Here is a 20,201-nt window from a genome sequence, read left to right on the forward strand (position 1 = left end):
CGGATCGATGAAGGTTTCAGGGCGTTTGGCGGCGGCACTTCTCGCCGCCGTGACCACCGTGGCGGTTGGGGGGTCCCCCGCAGTCGCTGCACCACCGACCAACGACATGTACGCCGGCGCCGAGGCCATCGCGGCCCTGCCGTTCGCGACCACCCTCGACACGACCGAGGCGACCACCGACGCGGACGACGCGGAGCTCAACGGCCAGTGCGGCGCACCGGCCATGGATGCCAGCGTCTGGTACAGCTACACCGCCGAAGCGGACAGCCTCCTGCTCGCCGACGCATTCGAGTCCGACTACAGCGCAGGCGTCCTCGTCGCTACTGGCGCGCCGGGGAACTTCCTGGTCCAGGGGTGCGGGCCAGGTGGGGCGGGCTGGGAGGCCATGGCTGGTGAGACCTACTACATCGTCGTCTTCGACGACCAGGAGGACGGGACGGGCAACGGCGGCACGATGAGCCTGACCGTCGACGTTGCACCGCCGGCCCCGGCCATCGAAGCCACCGTGAACCCGCTCGGCTGGTTCGACGCCCGGACCGGATTCGCCACGATCTCCGGAACGGTGACCTGCGACAGCAGCGCCGATTTCGCCTTTGTCGACGTCACGCTCCAGCAGCGCGTCGGACGCTTCATCGTCCGTGGGTACGGCGGCACCGAGGTGTTCTGTGACGGGACGCCGCAGCCGTGGAGCGCCGAGATCTCTGGCGAAACGGGGCTCTTCAAGGGCGGCAGGGCGCTCAGCGTCAGCTTCTCCGTCGCGTGTAACAGCGGCGGGTGCTCGGAGTACTTCGACGAGACCGAGGTCCGCCTGACGGGAAAGAAGCGGTGACGCCCAGCGGCCGGGCCGGCTGACGTCACCACCCACCGACCGGGTCGTATGCCGCTGAGCCAGCTCAGCGGCATACGGCCCGGTTCTGGTGTGGCTGGGTCAGACCTCGATCCACTGGACGGGCGGTTGGGTGCAGCGGGCGGCACGCTGGCCCTCCTCTGGCGGCACCACGGACCCGGACTCCCGGTCGGGAAGCAGCGGGGCCTGGGGCGGCTGGACGCCAGCTACCTCCGACTGCCCAGGAGCCCGTGGCGAATCCGCACGTGGCGTCATCGGCCTCGTCATGACACGGTGGACGCCCCAACACGTCGCCGCGCTCGCTCCCGACGCCTCGTCGCTGGCGGCCGCGCGCCGGCTCGCGCGTCCCGGCCCGTGGTCCGACACCGGGTCCACCGACACCCTCGTCTGGGGAAAGTGCCAGGGGTCGGGCGCGACCCCCTACCGGGTCAGCGTCGACGTCACCGGCCCTGACTTCCGATGCTCGTGCCCCAGCCGCAAGCTGCCGTGCAAGCACGGTCTGGCGCTGCTCATGCTGTGGGCCACCGGCTCCGGCTCCGTCAGCGAAGCCGCGGAGCCGGCCGGCCACGCGGCGCAGTGGGCTGCGGAGCGCTCGAAGCGTGCCGGCGCGGTGGCGTCGCTGCGCGCGGCTCGAGCAGGCCTTGCAGCGCAGGCGCACCGTGCCCCAGACCCAAAGGCGCAGGCGAAGCGCCTCGAGGAACGGCTCGCCCTCATGACCGCGGGCATGGAGGACTTCTCGCGCTGGCTCGGGGACCTGGCCCGCAGCGGGACCGCCGGCGTGCGCTCCCAGCCCTACACCTGGTGGGACACGACGGCGGCCCGGCTCGTCGACGCCCAGCTGCCCGGTCTCGCGGACCAGGTGCGCTCGATGGGACCCGCCCCGCCAGCTCCAGCTGCTCGGCCAGCACCCGCTCGGACCGAGCCTGTTCGAACTGCTCATCCAGCTCCGAGGTGGGGACCTCGGCGTCAAGCCCAGCCCACTCGACGGCTCGGGCCAGCAGGTCATCCGCATGCAGGTAGGGCACGGACGCCACCTCCCCTCCTGCTGCGCCTCGACGACCCCCTGACAGCCAGCCCGCCTCCGACCGAACCAGATGGGACGAACCGGACCAGCGACCCCAATCCCATCACGCGCACCCTCCGGAATGCAAGCACCCCAGCCGATCGTTATGGCTCCAATTTCGTTGACTGACAGTTGAATCCGTCATCATCCCACCCCACCAACCACCCTGGCGCCAGCCACCGACAACGCTCCTCCCCGGACCCGGCCACCCAGCGATCCGGGCGCCGCGACGGGAGCGCGCCCAGCGGCATACGAGCGCCTGGGGGCAGGGTGGACGCCTAGGCTCGAGAGTGTGACCCCAGCGGAGCCCACCCAGCCTGCCGAGCCGCGCGACCGGCTCACTCGCTGGCGGCTCGTCCTGGGTGGACCCGAAGCGGACGGGATCGGGGCCGTCACCCTCGACCCCGACGACCTGCGCCGGGACGAGGCACTGCGCCACCTCAAGCACTACCAACCGGAGCACCGGACCGTCATCCCCGAGCGGCTCGTGGGCCACGCCCGACGAGCGCAGCGCGTGGAACGCCACATCATCCTGTGCATCGACCAGTCGGGGTCGATGGCGGAGTCGGTCGTCTACTCCAGCGTCTTCGGCGCGGTGCTCGCCTCCGTGCGTTCACTGGCGACGCGGCTCGTCGTCTTCGACACCGAGGTGGTCGACGTCACCGAGGAGCTCGACGACCCGGTCGACGTGCTCTTCGGCGTCCAGCTCGGAGGCGGCACCGACATCAACCAGGCGCTCTCGTACTGCGAGACGGTGATCAGCCAGCCGGCCGACACGATCCTCGTCCTCATCAGCGACCTCTACGAGGGCGGGGTGGCCGAGGAGATGCTCCGCCGCGCGGCAGCTGCCCTGGCCGCGATCGGCGTTCCCGCCTTCGCGTGCACCCCGGACCTCTTCCCCGAGCTGGTGGCCACGGCGATCGAGCGCCGCGACATCTCGGCCTGGGCGGCCGCGAACGACATCGTGACGACCCACGAGGACGAGGACTGAGCCGGAGCGGACGCGTCCTTCCAATCCGGTGAGCCGCCGTTCCGCGCCACCGACGAGGGGGCCGTATGCCGCTGAGCCCGCTCAGCGGCATACGGCGCCTCCTGTCGTGGTCGGGTGCGCCGACTCATCCGTCGATCTCGAGGACGCAGGCGGTCGCCGTGTCGACGAAGCCCACCCGGCGGTAGATGCCGGCGGCCGTATCGGACCCTGCCGTGAGGAAGACGAGGTCGACCCCTCTCTCGCGGCAGGCTGCGACAAGGGAGCGCGTGATGGCGCTGCCGTGGCCACGCTTTCGGTGGCCCGGCGGGACGGCGATGCCCATCAGCTCGGCCACGTCCCCGCGCGGCGCCGCTGACCCCGCCCCGCACAGCCGGGACCCCTCGTAGGACGCCACGACGATGAGGGCCCCCTGCTCGATGAGCTCGGGCTTGCGGCCCGGGTGCTGGTGCTCGACGTCGTCCCGCCCGGTGAAGCCGGCCCGGACCGCCCCGAAGGCGATGCCCAGGTGCGGGTCTGCGGGGGGCAGCACCCGGGCGCGCGGGTCCGGCGGCACCCGCACCCTCGGAGGCAGCGTGAGCAGCGGGTAGTGCGCCGGCTCGTAGCCCGCGCCGCGGACGGCCGGGAGGAGGGACGGGGTGACGTCGGCCACCCACTCGATTGCTCGTGGGAGGCCCAGCGCGAGCTGGCGCGCGAGGACCCGCTCGACAGCCGCCGGCGTGAAGGTGGCCGACCCGGGCCGGCGTGGCCGCGCGTAGAACTGCCAGCCCGTGCCTTCCTCGGGGACGAAGAGGGTGAACGGCCCGACCTCCTCGGTCGTCGCCACGGCCCGGGGAACCAGGTCGTAGTACCTCTCGACCCGCTCCAGCAGGTCGGTGCGCTCGCGCTCCATGGCGCCACCCTCGCAGGGAGCGAGCGCACGGGGCCAGCGGGTTTCGGGGAGTTCGCCACATTCGCGTCCGCGGTTCCGAGCAGCGTGTCAGGATCGAGCCGATGGGCGACGCAGAGCATGTGACGGGGGTCGGGCGCGGGGTGGTGGTCGCCCTCGCGATGCTGCTCGTCGGCACGCTGGCGCAGTGCGCCCAGCCGATGGGCGACGCCTCTGCGCCGCAGGGGGCGAGCGGCTCGTCAGGGGCCGCCCCGGGTCTCCCCATCTCGTCCCCCGCCGGCCCCAGCGCGCCGCCGGTGGCGACCACACTGGCCGCGGTCCAGCAGAGGACCGTGGCCCCGAGGCCGGCCCCCAGACCGACGCCGACGACGCCCGCGAAACCCCGCCCGGCCCTCTGGGAGGTGGCGCGGGTCGTGGACGGCGACACGATCCACGTGACCCGCGGCGGCGACCTCGTCAAGGTGCGCCTCATCGGGATCGACTCCCCCGAGCGGGACGAGTGCGGCTTCGACGCCTCGGCCGCCAGCCTGCGACGGATCATCGGCGGCCGGGAGGTCAGGCTGCTGACCGGTGCCCGGACGAGCCAGGACCAGTACGGCCGGCTGCTCCGCTACGTCGAGGTCGCCGGCACCGACGTCGGGCTGGCACAGATCAAGAGCGGCTACGCCGTGGCGCGGTTCGACTCGCGTGACGGCTACGGCGGCCACACCCGGGAGGCGGAGTACATCGCCGCCGACCGGGCCAGCCCGGACCGGGGCTGGCTCTGCGCGACCCCCGTGCCGGTCCGCCCCCAGGCCGACTGGCCCCTCGCCGGAGACGAGCACCCGTGCCCCAGGGAGCAGCCGATCAAGGGCAACGAGTCCTCGATGATCGCGCACTCCCCGGGGCAGCAGTCCTACCTCGTGACGAACCCGGAGCAGTGCTTCGCCACGCTGAGCGACGCGGTGGCCGCGGGCTTCCGACCCGCCAAGCGCTGAGGGCCAGCCCTGCGCCTGAGGTGAGGGGACCGAGCAGCCCAGCCCAGCGGCATACGGCATCTCGTCCCCTGGGAGACCGTGCCCGCGGCGCCCGGCCCGGGTCTACCCTGCCAACTGTGGTGACCAAGGGTGGGCCGGCCGGCGCCAACGGCGCTGACCTCCTCCGCGACGTGCTCCGGGCGCCGGTCTACGAGGCCGCCGTCGTCACACCGCTCGAGGTGATGGAGTCGCTCTCGGAGCGACTCGACAACATCATCGAGGTCAAGCGCGAGGACCGGCAGCCGGTCCACTCGTTCAAGATCCGTGGCGCCTACACGCGGATGCGGGCCCTGACGCCCGACGAGACGTCACGAGGGGTCATCGCCGCGTCCGCCGGCAACCACGCGCAGGGCGTCGCGCTCTCCGCGGCCCTGCTCGGCATCGAGGCGGTCCTCGTCATGCCCGTGACGACCGCCCCGATCAAGGTCGACGCGGTGCGCAGCCACGGCGCGACCGTCGTCCTCTTCGGCGACACGTTCGACGAGGCGAAGGCCGAGGCGCTCGGCCTGGCCGAGGAGCACGGCCACACGTACATCGCCCCCTTCGACGACCCGCTCGTCATCGCCGGCCAGGGCACCATCGGGCTGGAGCTCATCCAGCAGGACGCCCATCTCGACCGGGTCTTCGTGCCGGTGGGCGGGGGCGGGCTCGCGGCGGGGGTCGCGGGCCTCATCAAGAACCTCATGCCGGGCATCCAGGTCATCGGCGTCGAGCCGGAGGACGCCGCCTGCCTCACCGCTGCCCTCGCCGCCGGTCACCCCGTCGAGCTGGCGGAGGTGAGCCGGTTCGCCGAAGGGGTCGCGGTCAAGCGGGTCGGCGACACGACGTTCGCGATGTGCCGTGACTTCCTCGACGACGTCGTCACCGTCGACTCCGACGAGATCTGCGCCGCGATCAAGGACATCTTCGAGGACGTGCGCGCCGTCGCCGAGCCGGCCGGGGCGGTGGCCCTGGCCGGGCTGAAGAAGTACGTCGACGCCCACGAGATCCGCGGCGAGCGCCTCGCGCACGTCCTCTCCGGCGCCAACGTCAACTTCCACTCGCTCCGCTACATCTCCGAGCGGGCCGAGGTCGGCGAGCACCGCGAGGCGCTCTACGGAGTGACGATCCCCGAGCGGGCCGGGTCGTTCCTCGAGTTCCTCCGGGTGCTCCGGGGGCGGGCGGTCACCGAGTTCAACTACCGCGTCGACGGGTCGAGCGAGGCACGGATCTTCGTCGGTGTCCAGCTCGTCCGCGGGGCGGCCGAGCGGACCGAGATCGCCGAGGCCATGGCTCGGGCCGGCTACCCCGTCATCGACCTGTCCGAGGACGACACGGCGAAGACCCACGTGCGCTACATGATCGGCGGGCACCCGCCCGAGCTGCGCGAGCAGGTGTACTCGTTCGAGTTCCCCGAGCACCCGGGTGCGCTGTCCCGGTTCCTCACCCAGCTCGGCACGCGCTGGAACATCACGATGTTTCACTACCGCAGCCACGGCGCCGACTACGGGCGGGTCCTGTGCGCATTCGAGGGCGTGTCCGATGACGCCGACTTCCACCGGCACGTCGAGGCGCTGGGCTATCCCTACCGGGACGTGACGACGAGTCCCGCGCTGTCGTACTTCCTCCTGCCCCGCTGAGCCGCTCACCGACTCGGCTGAGTCGCCGCTGGGGCGCCGCTGGGGCGCCGTCCGCAAGGACGACGCCCCAGCGTCTGGTGAGTGGGTGGTGCGCCGGAGCGGCTCAGCCGCCGGGCTGCACCACGCCGTTCACGGTGAGGGAGTAACCAGCCTGCTTCGGCGCGTTCTCCGTGTCGTCGTCGTACATGACGATCGCCGCCACGGTGGTGGCGCTCGTGCCGATGGCGCTGTCCAGCGCGGCCCCCTCGAGCGTCCCGTCGAAGGCGGCGTCCAGGCCCATCCGGTGGACCCACACCGGAGTGCCGTCCGCGCCGTAGGCGACGAGCTGGACGGTGAAGCCCTGGACCTCGACCGGGTTGATCTCGGTCGCCGACTGCCAGCCGGTGAGGCTGTCGCTCGGCAGGACCGTCCCGGCTGCGTTGATGTTGCGCACCCAGAAGCCACCCTCGTTGACACCCGGGTCCGTCATGTAGCGGAACGCGACGAGGATGTCAGCGCCGGCGTAGTCGGCCAGGTCGACCGACTGCGGGCGCCACGTCCCGGAGTCACCGGTGAAGCCCGGCAGCTCCGCAACGATGTTGCTGACCGCGCCCGGGTCGTGGGCCGACGTGGTGTCCGCGGTGGTGAGGCTCGTCCACGTCTCACCGTTGTCGGTCGAGACCTGGACGAAGCCGTAGTCCCAGCCGATCTCGGTGTCCCAGAGGGCGTCGAAGGTGAGGCTGCCTCCGCCCGGTGGGACTGTGACGCTGCGCACGATCGCGCGGTCGAGGTTGGCGCCGCAGCCCGAGTAGAGCGCCGGTCCGCCGGTGCCGTCCGGTACGTTGCCGCAGGTCGTGTCGGCTGCGGTGGCATCGGGCGGAGTGGTGTCGACGGTCCACGCGACCGGGTCGGGCGCCAGCGAGGCGTCACCGTTGAAGGCGATGGAGCTGATGTTCCCTGCGGACAGGTACGAGCCGTCCGCGGCGCGCAGCCGCACGTAGTCGGAGCCGTTCGGAGGCGCACCCGGGTCCGTGTAGGCCTCCGGGGTGTCCCAGTTGATCCTCGCCGACAGCGAAGCGGCCGTGACGGCATCCTTGTCGATGCCGTTGAGCGTCGCCCCGGCGTCGAGCTTGGCATCGACCGCAACCGCAGCGGCCCAGTTGTGCACGGTCTCGCGCGCGCTCACGGTCGCACCCTGGCCGTCGAGCACCGCGTCGACCCCGACGAGGCCGTTCTGGTCCTCGCGGTGCAGGGCGGTCATCGCGTCCGCACCGTAGTGGCTGACGAAGTACTCCATGAAGCTGTAGGTGGCTCCGTAGTCGCACAGCGTCTCCGGTCCGCCCTGGTCACCCCAGGCGGTCAGGGAGTTCTCCGGTCCGCCGAAGGTCGGGGGCAGGAAACCGAGGAAGCACGCGATGTGGCTGTCGGCGCCGGGCTCGTCCGGCGGGATCGACGGGTCGACGTAGCCGACGAGCGTCTGCGCCCAGTCGGAGAGCCCCTCGTTGACCCAGGACGTCTCGTCCGGGTCCTCGTAGTACTCGAGCAGGTGCTGGTACTCGTGCGCGAAGACACCCTCGTAGAGGTGGGGACGCGGGAGCCCCAGTGCTCGGGACGGGTCAGCGCCGAGCGCCTCGGTGCACGCCTGGTAGTCGGTGTCGCCCGAGTTGTCCGGCGGGTTCGCGCCGGTGCGGTGCAGCCAGTCGAACGCGTCGATGGTCATGACGTTGCGGTTGAAGTACTCGTTGAAGACAGAGTAGAAGAAGCCCGCGATGTAGGTCTGGCCGTCTGGGGTGGTCGGTGCGTAGAAGTTGGCGTCGCGCACGTTGTCCACCAGGGTGACGATCTTGTCGCCCTCACCCCGGTACTCCGAGGACGGGATGTTGGGGATGAGGGATGGCAGCAGCGCCTTCTTGCCGTCGCGGTCGGGCGGCACGGAGAAGTACTCCGACTCCAGGGGGTAGATCTTCGAGTCGAACTCGTGGATGAAGTTCTGCACCTGGGCGTCGGTGACGTTGGTCAGGCCCAGGTCGTTGCGGCAGTCGCCCTCGGGGAAGGCCCGGTTGTTGGCCACCCAGACCTCGATGTTGTCGCCGACGCCGCGCAGCGTGTAGTTCTTGAGGTAGATGGAGCCCTTGTAGTCGTCGAGAGCGAGCCACGTGCGGACGGAGCCGATCTTGGCCGGGCCGAGTGGCGGCTGTCCCTTGACCTTCTCGCTCAACTTCTTGTCGATGGAGAGCTTCTTGCCGTTGTTGTAGTCAGGGCCGGTGTGGCGCTGGTCGCTCTTTCCCTTGCCCTGGTCGGCCTTGACGGAGGGCTGCGCGGAGGCCGCGAGCCCACTCGAGAAGCCCAGGCCCACCACCAGCAGCGCCGCCGCGCCGGAGGCCAGGAGCCGTGATCGTTGCCAATCGCTCATGCTGCAATCCCTTCTTCGGAAAGGCCCGGGCAGCGCCGCTCCGGTTCGACCGGCGCTGCGGGGGATGTTCGAAGTACACACCCATTGAGGCGATTGAGGAGGGTTTGGCCGCGAGAAAGATCACGGGCTCAGGACCGCGCCACCTGCGCCGCAACGCGGTCGACGAGGGACGTCAGCGGGGGCGGCGTCGTGCCAGGCTCCAGACGGACCGCCAACCGCTCGGCCAGGGCGGCCTTGCGACCGGACCCGCTCCCGGCGAACCGGTGGAGCTGGTCGGCGAGCGGGCGGCCCCGCCACTCCGGTTGGTGCTGGAAGGTACGGAACCGCTCGAGGTGGCCCATCTCGGCGAGCGCCTCCTCGACCGTGGCCGTACCGACGGCCCGGATGAGCTCGTCCTCCAGGTCCCGGTCACAGAGGAAGAAGCCGTGGGCGACGAGGTCCACCGGGCCGTCCGGCAGGACGTGGGCCCGCTGCAGGGCGCCGACGACAAAGCGCTCCTCCGCCGCGTCGTAGAGCCCGAGGACGGCGGCCCCCGGATGCTCGCTCAGGGCACGGCGCAGCTCCCGGGCGACGTTGGTCACCCCGCCCATCGAGACGAGCTTGACCCGGCCGTTGGCATCGAGCCCCCGCGCCGTGAGCAGCACCGCCAGGGCCGCTGCGTCACTCCGCCCCTCGACAAGGACGACGACGTGCGGGTGCGGGCCCAGCGGCATACGGCTTCGTCCTACTGCTCGCTGACGTCGAGGTCGACGAGCAGCTCGGTCGCGAGGCGCTCGAGGTCAGCCCGGATCTCGGCGACCTCCGTCCCGTGCGGGATGCTCACGACGACGTGCGCCTCGAAGAGGCGCCCGCCCGCCATCGGCGCCTCCCGGGTCGTCGTCTCGATCGTCACGATGCTGAGCCCGTGGCGGGCGAGCACCGCAGAGACGTCGTGAACGATGCCGGGGTGGTCGTTGCCCACGAGGTCGATCGTCAGCGTGCGGTGCTCCCGAGCGGGAGCGGGTGGCGGCGCCTCGGCGCCCGGGTGGGCCGACACCTCGAGCAGGCCGTCGAGCTCACGCAGCGAGCCGGTCAGCTCGTCCACGCGCTCCGAGGGCACCGAGACGACGACGATCCCGGCGAACTTGCCGGCGAGCTCAGTCATCTGGCTGCGCTCCCAGTTGCCGCCGTGCGCGGTGACGACGTTCGCGAGGGCCTCCACGAGGCCGGAGCGGTCGTCGCCGATGACAGTGAGCACGAGTCGTGGCATCTTGCGATGGTAACCGGCAGCGGGCGCGACGTTCTCAGCTGAGGTCGGGGTCGAGGTCGGGGTCGAGGTCGGGGTCGAGGTCGGGGTTCAGGTGGTGCCGGGGCAGCGGTTCGACGGCCTCGTCGAGCCCGGCGACGTGGATGAGGGCGTCGCCACGGTTGACGAGCGGCGCCGTGGTGCGACCGATGACGATGCCGGAGCGGTCGGCGTGGACGAGCCGCAGCGTCTTGCCGAACGAGTCGGACAGGCTGCCGAGCCGGTCGCCGACCGACACCCGTTGGCCGAGGACGGCGTCGATCTGGAGGATGCCGGTGCGTCGGGCGCGGACCCAGCTGCTCGACCGGGAGACGAGGCTCGGTGCGGTCGGCGTCGCGACGGGGTCGGTCATCCCGAGGGAAGCGAGCACCCTCCGCACCCCCGCGGTCCCCGCCTCGATGGCCCACTCGTCGAACCGCCACGCCTCACCGGCCTCGTAGAGCAGGACCGCCGCGCCGCGCTCGCGGGCAGCGGCCCGCAGCGAGCCGTCGCGCAGCCGGGCGTTGATCATGACCGGGGCGCCGAAGGCCTCGGCCAGCAACCGGGTGCGGGGGTCGTCGAGGTCGGCTCGGACCTGCGGGTGGTTCGTCCGGCCGAAGGAGCCGGTGTGCAGGTCGATCCCCACCTCGCCGCGGCCGACGACCTCTGTCATGACGAGATGGGCGATGCGGCTGGCCAGCGACCCGCGCGCCGACCCCGGGAAGGAGCGGTTGAGGTCACGCCGGTCCGGTAGGTAGCGGTCACCCGCGGTGAAGCCGAGGACGTTGACGATGGGCGCGGCCACCAAGGTGCCGTGGAAGGTCCTGGGGTTGAGGCGCGCGAGCACGCGTCGGATGACCTCGATCCCGACCACCTCGTCTCCGTGGATCGCGGCGGTGACCCAGACGGTCGGCCCGTCCTCCCGCCCGTGCACGACGCGAACCGGCAGGGTGATCTCGGCGCCGGTGACGAGACGGGTGATCGGCAGCTCGACCTCCCGGGCGTAACCCGGACGGACCCGGACCGTGCCGATCCCGAAGGATGCGCGAGCCATCAGCGGCCCCGGTTGCGACGCCGGAGAGCCAGACGCGGGCGCCCGCCGAGATAGGAGCGGCGCGGGTCGACGACGAACCCCTGACGGAGGGCTTCCCGCCCGATGAGCATCCGGAAGCCCATCTGGTCACGGTTGGTGAGGTTCAGCTCGGCCGCGACGGTCCGCCGGCCGAGGACGAGGTCGACGACGACGACGATGCGCTCCTCGGCGTGTCCGCTGGAGCTGCGGACGGTCCGCTCGTCCTGGATCGGGCACTCGACGACCACCGCGTCGGCGTCGGAGCGCTGCCACGGGTGGACCGAGAAGCGCACCCACGGCGCCCCGGCGCGGACGAGGTGCTCGATGTCGAACGCGTGCAGCGAGGACGACCTGGCACCGGTGTCGACCTTGGCCTTGACCCACGGAACCCCGAGCCCGGGAAGGCTCACCCACTCACGCCACCCCACCGGGGTGCTTAGATGGGTCGGCTCCAACACGTCGATCATCTTTGCAGGTAACCCCCATGAAACTCGGGATCCTCTCGCGCGCCCCGCGGGCCTACTCCACGCAGCGGTTGCGTACTGCCGCGCTCGACCGCGGTCACGAGGTGCGGGTGCTCAACACCCTGCGCTTCGCCATCGACCTCTCCGGTCCCGATCCGGACCTGCAGTTCCGGGGCCGGCCCATCTCCGACTACGACGCCGTGCTCCCCCGGATCGGCAACTCGATCACCTACTTCGGCACCGCGGTGGTGCGGCAGTTCGAGCAGATGGACGTCTACACGCCCAACACGGCGAACGGCATCGCCAACTCCCGCGACAAGCTCCGGGCGACGCAGATCCTCTCGCGGCACAACATCGGCATGCCGGCGACGACGTTCGTGCGCAACCGGGCTGATGTGCGGCCGGCGATCCAGCGGGTCGGGGGTGCACCGGTCGTCATCAAGCTGCTCGAGGGCACCCAAGGCATCGGCGTCATCCTCGCCCCGGAGGTCAACGTCGCCGAGGCGATCATCGAGACGCTGCACAGCACCAAGCAGAACGTCCTCATCCAGAGCTTCGTCAAGGAGAGCAAGGGCCGCGACATCCGGGCCCTCGTCGTCGGGGACCGGGTCGTGGCCGCGATGCGGCGCGTCGCCAACGGCGACGAGTTCCGCTCCAACGTCCACCGCGGCGGCACGGTCGAGCCGGTGTCACTGTCGCCGGAGTTCGAGCAGGCCGCGGTCCGATCTGCGCAGATCATGGGCCTGCGGGTGGCCGGCGTGGACATGCTCGAGGGCATCGAGGGACCCCTCGTCATGGAGGTCAACTCCTCCCCCGGCCTCGAGGGGATCGAGACGGCCACCAAGCTCGACGTCGCCGGGGCGATCATCGACTACATCTCCAACCAGGTCGCCTTCCCCGAGATCGACGTCCGGCAGCGGCTCACCGTCTCGACCGGCTACGGGGTGGCCGAGCTCGTCGTCCACGGCGGCGCGGACCTCGTCGGCAAGACGATCGCCGAGTCCGGGCTCGACGACCGCGACATCACCGTGCTCACGCTGCACCGGGGCGCCGCCGTCATCCCCAACCCGCGCCGCCGCACCGAGCTGCAGGCGGAGGACCGGCTGCTCTGCTTCGGCAAGCTCGAGGAGATGCGGTCGATGATCCCCGAGCGCCGCCGGCGGCGGCACAAGGTCAGGCGGCTACCCAAGGAGCCGCTCGTCGACGACCGCGAGTGAGTCGGACACACCCCATGGGGTATGGGGGGCTGGAGACCAGCCGACGGAAGGATCCCAGCGACATGGTGACCATCGTCCCGATCGAGACCCCGAGCCTCGGGGACCGCAGCTACCTCGTGCACGACGGGGCAACGGCCTTCGTCGTGGACCCCCAGCGGGACATCGACCGCATCCTCGACCTCGCGCGCCGCGACGGCGTGACGATCACCCACGTCTTCGAGACGCACCTCCACAACGACTACGTCACCGGTGGGCTGGCCCTCGCTCGCGAGGTGGGGGCGGCCTACCACGTCAGCGCCGCCGACGACGTGGACTACGAACGGTCGCCGGTCGCCGACGGTCAGGTCGTGCGTGTCTCGGACCGGCTGTCGGTCCGCGCCATCGCCACCCCCGGACACACCTTCACCCACCTGTCCTACGTTCTCGAGGACCGGGACGAGGTCGTCGGGGTCTTCAGCGGCGGCTCCCTTCTCTTCGGCGCCACGGGACGACCGGACCTGCTCGGGCCCGACCACTCCGAAGCCCTCGCCCGGCACCAGTACGCCTCGGCGCACCGGCTCGCTGCAGAGCTGCCCGACTCCGCCCGGGTCCTGCCCACCCACGGTTTCGGCAGCTTCTGCTCGGCCGGCGAGACGACCGCGGACGCCACGGAGTCGACGATCGGCACCGAGAAGCAGACCAACCCCGCCTTCAGCCAGGCGGAGGACGACTGGGTCCGAGAGACCCTGGACGGGCTCGACGCCTATCCGGCGTACTACGTCCACATGGGACCGGCCAACGCCGCCGGCCCCGGGGCCCCGGACCTGTCACCCCCGGCCCGCGCCGACCGCGGCACGATCGCCCGGAGCATCGCGGCCGGCGACTGGGTCGTCGACCTGCGCAACCGCACCGCCTTCGCCGCCGGCTTCGTCGAGGGGACCGTGAACGTGGGCCTCGACGGCCAGTTCGCCACGTACATCGGCTGGCTCATGCCGTGGGGGACTGCCGTGACGCTGCTCGGCGACTCGCCGGAGCAGGTCGCCGAGGCCCAGCGCGAGCTGGTCCGCATCGGCATCGACCGGCTCACGGGCGCCGCGACCGGGCAGCCGTCCGACTGGACCGACGGGGCGCCGGCGACCTTCCCGCGCGGGACCTTCGCCAATCTCGAGGAGGTACGGCACCACCGTCGCGTCGCCGTCCTCGACGTGCGTCGGACGTCGGAGTACGACAAGGAGCACATCGACGGCGCCGTCAACATCCCCATCCACGAGCTCCTCGGACGGCTGCGCGACGTCCCCGACGCGGAGGTGTGGGTGCACTGCGCGACCGGGTACCGCGCATCGATCGCCGCCTCGCTCCTCGCCCGACACGGTGCGCGCGTCGTCCTCGTCGACGACGACTTCGACACGAGGGCAGCCGAGGCCGGCCTGCCCATCGCTGCGGCCGGCTGACGCCGGCCCAGCAAGCCCAGCAGCGGTCTCGTCAGCCGACGGGAAGCTGCTCGTCCTCGTCGTGCTCGGCGGCCTCGAGCTTCGCGATGACCTGCCTGACCTGGGCGCGGACGTCCGCCTCATCGTGCCCGAACGTGCTCAGGTAGGCGTGCATCGCGTTCTGGGTCAGCGCCAGCTCGGCGTCGGTGAGATGCACCGTGTTCACCCCTCAACGGTACGCCCGGCGACGTCTCGCTGGCACTGATCCGGCAGACGCCGTCGGTCACGACGCCGTGAGCACCACCTTGACGGCGCGGTTCGCGGCGGCGTCGCCGAACGTGTCGTACGCCTCCGACGACGTGGGGGGTGGTCGTGATGTCGATCGTGTCGGTCGCGCCGAACTCGAGCGCCTGCTCCAGCCGGAACGGGTCGCGCCGGACCCCGCGACCGAGCCCAGCGGCATACGACCCGATCGCAACTGATTCCGAAGGCCTGCGCCCTAAGGTATGGATGATCTCGCCATCGATTAGCCAGAAGGACCACGGATTCATTAGAGTTCAGGTCAGATGCACTCAAAGGAGCAGCGATGACGCAGACACTCGGCACCACCACCGCCGACCCGGGGACCCGCCGGAAGCTGCCGGGGACCTGCCGGCCGGTCGACCGCAACCGGGTCGAGGCCCTCCTCGCCGCCGAGTGGGAGCGGTTCACGTCCTGGTCCCAGGGCTCCGGGACGCACCACGAGCGAGCGAGCCGGTCGCTCCCGCTCGGTGTGACGAGCTCGTTCCAGCACTGGGACCCCTACCCCATCTCGATCTCGTCGGCCCGCGGCGCCTGGCTCACCGACGTCGACGGCAACCGGCTGCTCGACCTGTCGATGGGCTTCGGCGCGATGCTCGTGGGTCACCTCAACCCCGTCGTCGTGGAGCACGTGACCAGGGCGCTGACGGACACCGGGACACTCTTCGTGACCCCCTCGCCGCAGGCGACCGACGTCGCCGAGCGGTTCCAGCGCCGGTTCGGCCTCGACCTGCTGCGCTTCACCAACTCGGGCACCGAGTCGCTGATGTACGCGATCCGGGCGGCCCGCGCCTACACCCGCCGCAAGGCCATCATCAAGATCGAGGGCGGCTACCACGGCGGCTACGACGCGCTCCAGGTGTCGGTCAAGCCGGACCTGGCCGACATCGGTCCGGCCGAGGCCCCGATCCCCGAGGTCCCCTTCGACGTCGAGGCCGGGACGGTCCACGTCATCGGCTACAACGATCTCGGGCAGCTCGACCGGGTGCTCGCCGAGCACGGCCGCGACATCGCGGCACTCGTCATCGAGCCGGTCATCGAGAACCTGTCGATCGTCGTCCCCGACGAGGGATACCTCGCGGCCGTCCGCGCGGCCTGCGACGAGCACGGGGTCGTCCTCGTCTTCGACGAGGTGAAGACGGGTCTCACCGCCGGTTATGCCGGAGCGGCCCAGCGGCTCGGCGTTCAGCCCGACCTCATCACGCTGGCCAAGTCGATCGGCGGCGGCCTGCCCCTCGCTGCGTTCGGCGGCCGGCGCGAGATCATGGAGGTCGTCGTCGACGGCCGGATGGCGCACTTCGGCACGTACAACGGCAACCCGCTCGTCATGGCGGCCGCGCAGGCCGTCGACGAGATCTGCACCCACGAGGCGCTCGCCGCCGCCGAGACGATGAACAACCGCGCGATGGACGCGATCGACGCGATCATCGCCTCCCACGAGCTTCCCGCCCACACGGTCGGCCTCGGGGTCAAGGGCTGCGTCACGTGGTCGTCGACACCGGTGCGCAACTACCGCGACTACAAGGCGACGGACTTCGGGCTGGCCGAGCTGTCCTGGCTGTGGGGGGTCAACCGGGGCGTCCTCACGCCGCCCGGGCTCGACGAGCAGTGGCTCGTGTCGCTCGCGCACACCGACGAGGACATGGCGATCCTCGTCGACGACTTCCGGCAGCTCGCGGAGGCGTTGCGCGCCTGACCGGCCCCCTGTGCCGTATGCCGCTGAGCCGGCTCCGAGCGCGACGCCACCTCTCGCCGGGGCGGGGCTCAACGCCCGCCCGGGCGGGGGTCAACGCGCGCCCGCGCGCCCGGCCCCCGGCGGTGCCGTCGGTGTCCCCCGACGATTGCGCTCCGCGCCGACGAGGTCGCGCGTGGCGGGGGCGACCTCCTCGCCGAACGCCCTGACCAGGTCCGCGTCGTCACCGGTGGCGATGAAGGCGCTGATGCCGTGCTCGAGGGCCAGGGTGGCCAGCCGCTCGGCCCACTCACGCTGCGGCCCGGCAGTCGAGCTTCCGACGTTGAGGAGGCGACGGACCTGCCTCGGGTCCCGCCCGACCGACGCGGCGGCAGCGTCGATGACGGCGTTCGACTCGTCGATCTGGCCAGGGCCGGTGAGGTAGGCGAGGGACGGCAGCCAGCCGTCCGCCTGCTCGCCGATGAGACGGAGCATCCGCGGCTTGAGGCCCCCGACCCAGATCGCGACGCCATGGGCCGGAGCCGGGCCACGCTTGGCTCCGTTGACCCGGTGGTGCCGGCCGTCGACGACGAGCCGACCGGAGCCCTCCGTGTCCCAGATGCCGCGGATGACGTCGATCGCCTCGTGGAGCGCCCGGAGCGACTCGCCCGGAGTCAGCCGGTCCCCGCCCATCGCGACGATCGGGTCCCAGAAGCCCCCGGCCCCGAGGCCGAGCTCGACCCGGCCACCGCTGAGCAGGTCGAGGCTCGCCACGGCACGGGCCAGGACCGCGGGCTGCCGAAGCGGCAGGTTGAGGACGTTGCCGGCGAGGTGCACGCGCTCCGTGCGGGCAGCCACGTAGCTGAGCAGCGTCCACGTGTCGAGGAAGGCCGGCTGGTAGGGGTGGTCCTGGAAGGTGACCAGGTCGAGGCCGGCCGCCTCAGAGGCCTGGGCCAGCGCGACGACGTGGTGCGGCGCGGCGTTGGCCGGTGTGATGAAGGAACCGAAGAGAAGGTCGTGGCCGTAGTCCGTCATGCCTGGTCAACACCGGGGTCGGCGTCGACCATCCCCGGGCAGGCGGTTGCTGGGAGGTGGGCCGCGGGGCTGCCGCCGCGGCCCACCTCCCCCTGGACGGCCGGGTCAGCAGCCGGGCAGCCTGAAGCTCGCGATCCGGGTCTGCCAGCCTGCCGGGCTCGAGGCCTGGCCGGCCGCGGTGTAGTACTCGTTGACGTACCAGAACGTGCAGTCGTCCACCGGGTCGACGTTCATCGACGTGTAGTCACCCCAGCGGGAGTTGGCCGTCGTCTGGACGCCGCTGCCGTTGACGACCGTCCCCTCGCCGAGCGCCAGCTGGCCCAAGGGGTCACCGGCGAGGCGGCCGGTGTAGCGGATGCCCGGGTGGACGTCGACGCCGTTGACGACGCTGTACCCGAGGGCCAGGTTGCCGAGCTTGTCCTGGGCGACGCTGCCCATCCAGCGGTGGACGCCGTCACTCGGAGCGAAGGTCCCCTGCTGGTGGAGCGAGTAGGTCCCTCCGGTCCGCCGCAGCTCGTACCACCGCATCCCCGCCGTGCCGGGTGTCGCCTCGACCGACTGGGTCGTCACGAGGGACTCGAAGTCCTTGAAGTTGCGGTACGCGAGCCGCCAGGTCGGCCGCTGCCGGTAGGACAGGACGTCGAGGTACTGGGCAGGGTTGGTGATCCCGGGCTGGGGCAGGCAGTCCCGCGAGGTGGGCGCGCACGGGAACGCCGAGTCGAACTCCGCCACCGGCAGCTGTCCGGCCAGCTCCAATGCAGCCTCCGGAGTCGACCGCCAATGGACCGTGAGGTCCCAGATGTTGAGGGCGTCGGACGTCGCGCCGTAGACGTAGTCGTCGTCCTGCGTGCCGACGATCGGGATCGCCGCATCGGCCCTGGGCTTCTGCTTGCCGTCGATGTCGGCGGGCAGCAGTCCGTCGCCGACGAGCGGCAGGATCTGCGGATCGTTGCCGTCGAGGAAGAAGCTGACGGCCCGGGCGGGCTGGCCGTTGATCATCTTGTTCTTCTCGAGGGCATAGACGCCGATGCCGTACTCGTCGGTTGGCCCGAACTCGCGGGTCGTGATGACGTAGGAGTCGGTCCACACGCCGTACTTCGGGTAGTCCGGGAAGAAGTTGAGGTTCTCGGTCTCGAAGGCGTAGCGGTAGTAGGTCCCCGTCGGGTCACCGGTCGTGGAAACGGCGACGCAGTTGTAGAACGGCAGCGTCGGGTCGTCGAGGCCGCGAGTGGTGAACTGCGAGAGGATCCACCGGTCCGCCAGCTGGTCGTAGAGGACGATCGGGTCGCCCGACGGGTCGGTGCAGTCCTCGACGGGGAAGTCGGCCCAGACGGTGCCCGTGTCCACCGGCCCCAGGAGCAGGTCGCCGGACTTCGAGTAGACGCCGAAGACCAGGTTGATCATCTCCACGTAGTGGTTGGGGCCGACGTCGCCCACTGGGTCGGGCGGGTTGACCCGGAAGCCGAAGGTGGTGAAGTTGTCCTGGTTGCTCAGCCCCTCGAAGTTCGCGAGCGGGCTCCCGATCTCGGCGGTGCCCACCTCGGACTGGAGGGCTGCGTCGCGCCCGGTCGCTCTGCCGGCGGCCCCGGGGGCGTTGGGGGCGCCACGCTCCTGGGTCAGGCGCGCGGTCGACGGGGAGAAGGACCGGTCGCGCTGGGCGAGGGCTGACAAGGTGGGTGAGACGTCCTGGGCGACGGCGGCACTCCACACGGGGCGAGGTGAGGCGACCCGTGATGCAGTCGGAGCGGTCTCGGCGACCGCGGCGACCACCGCTGTGGAGGCGAGCAACGCCGATCCGGCGATGCCGACGACGGCGGCCCGGAGTCGGCGGGTGTGATTCGATCTCACTGCAACTCCTTCCGTTGATGGCCATGGTGGCCATCTCCCGATGCTCCTCCGATGTCGGCCGCCCCGCCATCGGTTGGCAAAACTCCCGGGTCCCTGACGCGGTTGACGAAGCCGGCCAGCTCGAAGACGCCATCGTCACGACTTCACGCCAGCCGTATGCCGCTGGGCTCGCACCGCGCCCAACGCCGCCCTCCGGCGCAGGTGGGGCCACAGCACCCCCGTGACGATGAGGACCCCGCCGAGCAGCTCCCACCCGGAGGGCTTCTCCCCGAGGATGAGCCAGGCAGCCGTGAGGCCGGCCACCGGCACGAGCATCGAGAACGGGGCCACCGAGCTCGCGGAGTTCCGCATGAGCAGACTGGTCCAGAGCCCGCTGCCGACGATGGTGGCGAGGACGACCGTGTAGGCGAGGCCGAGGTTGGCCGTCCACGCAGAGGGCGCCCCGGACAGGGCCGCGGCCACCCGCTCCGGTCCCTCGACGAGGAACGACAGGGCCAGCAGCGGGACGGGCGGGACGACGGTCATCCACATCATGAGCCGGAAGGGCGAGTCGGGCCGGGCCTGGCGCGAGCACAGGTTGCCGATGGCCCAGCCCAGGGCGCCCGCGAGCACGAGGAGGACCGGCACGACCGAGACGGCGAGCCCGCGGTACCCGGCGATGACCGCCAGGCCCGTGAGCGCGACGGCGACCCCCGCGAGGGCCGCCCAGCCCGGGCGCTCGCGCAGGAAGACGGCGGCGAGGACCACCGTGAACGGGGCCGAGGCCTGGAGCACGAGCGAGGAGAGCCCGGCGGGCATCCCGGCCGCCATGCCGAGGTAGAGGAAGGCGAACTGGAGGATCCCGAAGCCCAGGCCGTAGCCGAGCAGCCAGCGCCACTGCACCCGCGGGCGCCGGACGAACAGGACGGTGGGGATCGCGAGGACGAGGAAGCGGAGACCGGCCAGCAGGAACGGCGGGTAGTGCTCCAGCGACGCGTGGATCGCGACGAAGTTGACGCCCCAGATCACCGCGACGAGGCCGGCTCGAGCGACATCCCGCCGCGGCATCCCCAGATCCATGGGTCCACCTTGAGGGGCGCAGACCCTCAAGTCCATCGAGACCTGGT

At 71.3% G+C, this 20,201-nt stretch carries 19 protein-coding genes; 9 read left to right on the forward strand and 10 right to left on the reverse strand.

The window, feature by feature from the left end; genetic code table 11:
- Positions 1–7 precede the first annotated feature (7 nt).
- The 3 genes from INTCA_RS17960 (at position 8) to INTCA_RS17965 (ending at position 2,901) form a co-directional block, all read left to right on the forward strand.
- On the forward strand, positions 8–829 hold the full coding sequence (locus INTCA_RS17960; protein ID WP_013494349.1) for a DUF6299 family protein: 822 nt from the start codon (positions 8–10) through the stop codon (positions 827–829).
- A gap of 283 nt (positions 830–1,112) precedes the next feature.
- The gene (locus tag INTCA_RS19315; protein ID WP_083807944.1) at positions 1,113–2,039 is read left to right on the forward strand and encodes an SWIM zinc finger family protein; all 927 of its coding nucleotides are present in this window, start codon (positions 1,113–1,115) and stop codon (positions 2,037–2,039) included.
- Between the two features lie 163 nt (positions 2,040–2,202).
- Entirely contained in the window at positions 2,203–2,901 is a 699-nt protein-coding gene (locus INTCA_RS17965; RefSeq protein ID WP_013494351.1) for a VWA domain-containing protein, read from the forward strand.
- 124 nt (positions 2,902–3,025) lie between these two features.
- Here the strand turns inward: INTCA_RS17965 and INTCA_RS17970 are convergent, their stop codons facing one another.
- Positions 3,026–3,790, reverse strand: coding sequence for a GNAT family N-acetyltransferase (locus INTCA_RS17970; protein WP_013494352.1), 765 nt, complete (start codon positions 3,788–3,790; stop codon positions 3,026–3,028).
- A gap of 101 nt (positions 3,791–3,891) precedes the next feature.
- Here INTCA_RS17970 and INTCA_RS17975 point away from each other — a divergent pair, with 101 nt between their 5' ends.
- Together INTCA_RS17975 and ilvA are read left to right on the forward strand one after the other, a co-directional pair.
- Positions 3,892–4,764, forward strand: coding sequence for a thermonuclease family protein (locus INTCA_RS17975; protein ID WP_013494353.1), 873 nt, complete (start codon positions 3,892–3,894; stop codon positions 4,762–4,764).
- Between the two features lie 116 nt (positions 4,765–4,880).
- Positions 4,881–6,422, forward strand: coding sequence for a threonine ammonia-lyase, biosynthetic (ilvA, locus tag INTCA_RS17980; RefSeq protein ID WP_013494354.1), 1,542 nt, complete (start codon positions 4,881–4,883; stop codon positions 6,420–6,422).
- 103 nt (positions 6,423–6,525) lie between these two features.
- On the opposite strand, the gene INTCA_RS17985 is transcribed toward ilvA, so the two are convergent.
- From INTCA_RS17985 to INTCA_RS18005, 5 genes are all read right to left on the reverse strand, one after another.
- On the reverse strand, positions 6,526–8,814 hold the full coding sequence (locus INTCA_RS17985) for a M6 family metallopeptidase (protein ID WP_013494355.1): 2,289 nt from the start codon (positions 8,812–8,814) through the stop codon (positions 6,526–6,528).
- Between the two features lie 128 nt (positions 8,815–8,942).
- Positions 8,943–9,527, reverse strand: coding sequence for a hypothetical protein (locus INTCA_RS17990; protein WP_013494356.1), 585 nt, complete (start codon positions 9,525–9,527; stop codon positions 8,943–8,945).
- Between the two features lie 11 nt (positions 9,528–9,538).
- Positions 9,539–10,063, reverse strand: a complete 525-nt coding sequence (locus tag INTCA_RS17995) for a glycine cleavage system transcriptional repressor (protein WP_013494357.1) — start codon at positions 10,061–10,063, stop codon at positions 9,539–9,541.
- Between the two features lie 34 nt (positions 10,064–10,097).
- Complete coding sequence (locus tag INTCA_RS18000; RefSeq protein ID WP_013494358.1) at positions 10,098–11,132, reverse strand: succinylglutamate desuccinylase/aspartoacylase family protein; 1,035 nt, start codon at positions 11,130–11,132, stop codon at positions 10,098–10,100.
- Entirely contained in the window at positions 11,132–11,617 is a 486-nt protein-coding gene (locus INTCA_RS18005; RefSeq protein WP_013494359.1) for an ATP-dependent zinc protease family protein, read from the reverse strand. Before INTCA_RS18005 ends, INTCA_RS18000 begins: the two co-directional genes overlap by 1 nt.
- Before the next feature lie 17 nt (positions 11,618–11,634).
- Here INTCA_RS18005 and INTCA_RS18010 point away from each other — a divergent pair, with 17 nt between their 5' ends.
- Together INTCA_RS18010 and INTCA_RS18015 are read left to right on the forward strand one after the other, a co-directional pair.
- A complete protein-coding gene (locus INTCA_RS18010) occupies positions 11,635–12,831 on the forward strand; it encodes a RimK family alpha-L-glutamate ligase (protein ID WP_013494360.1) in 1,197 nt (398 codons plus the stop codon).
- Positions 12,832–12,893: 62 nt separating this feature from the next.
- Positions 12,894–14,261, forward strand: a complete 1,368-nt coding sequence (locus INTCA_RS18015) for an MBL fold metallo-hydrolase (RefSeq protein ID WP_041307947.1) — start codon at positions 12,894–12,896, stop codon at positions 14,259–14,261.
- Positions 14,262–14,292: 31 nt separating this feature from the next.
- Here INTCA_RS18015 and INTCA_RS19950 read toward each other — a convergent pair whose 3' ends face one another.
- Positions 14,293–14,466 (reverse strand): hypothetical protein, encoded by a 174-nt coding sequence (locus tag INTCA_RS19950; protein WP_169312937.1) that lies wholly within the window; start codon positions 14,464–14,466, stop codon positions 14,293–14,295.
- A gap of 67 nt (positions 14,467–14,533) precedes the next feature.
- On the opposite strand from INTCA_RS19950, the gene INTCA_RS18020 reads away from it, so the two are divergent.
- Positions 14,534–14,722 (forward strand): hypothetical protein, encoded by a 189-nt coding sequence (locus INTCA_RS18020; RefSeq protein WP_041307950.1) that lies wholly within the window; start codon positions 14,534–14,536, stop codon positions 14,720–14,722.
- 104 nt (positions 14,723–14,826) lie between these two features.
- A complete protein-coding gene (locus INTCA_RS18025; RefSeq protein WP_013494363.1) occupies positions 14,827–16,236 on the forward strand; it encodes an aspartate aminotransferase family protein in 1,410 nt (469 codons plus the stop codon).
- Positions 16,237–16,326: 90 nt separating this feature from the next.
- On the opposite strand, the gene INTCA_RS18030 is transcribed toward INTCA_RS18025, so the two are convergent.
- The 3 genes from INTCA_RS18030 to INTCA_RS18040 form a co-directional block, all read right to left on the reverse strand.
- On the reverse strand, positions 16,327–17,247 hold the full coding sequence (locus tag INTCA_RS18030; RefSeq protein WP_013494364.1) for an LLM class flavin-dependent oxidoreductase: 921 nt from the start codon (positions 17,245–17,247) through the stop codon (positions 16,327–16,329).
- 105 nt (positions 17,248–17,352) lie between these two features.
- A complete protein-coding gene (locus INTCA_RS18035; protein WP_013494365.1) occupies positions 17,353–19,095 on the reverse strand; it encodes a hypothetical protein in 1,743 nt (580 codons plus the stop codon).
- A 135-nt stretch (positions 19,096–19,230) separates the two neighbouring features.
- The gene (locus INTCA_RS18040) at positions 19,231–20,154 is read right to left on the reverse strand and encodes an EamA family transporter (RefSeq protein ID WP_013494366.1); all 924 of its coding nucleotides are present in this window, start codon (positions 20,152–20,154) and stop codon (positions 19,231–19,233) included.
- Between the last annotated feature and the right edge of the window lie 47 nt (positions 20,155–20,201).

This window comes from Intrasporangium calvum DSM 43043 (genome assembly GCF_000184685.1).
Lineage (GTDB): Bacteria > Actinomycetota > Actinomycetes > Actinomycetales > Dermatophilaceae > Intrasporangium > Intrasporangium calvum.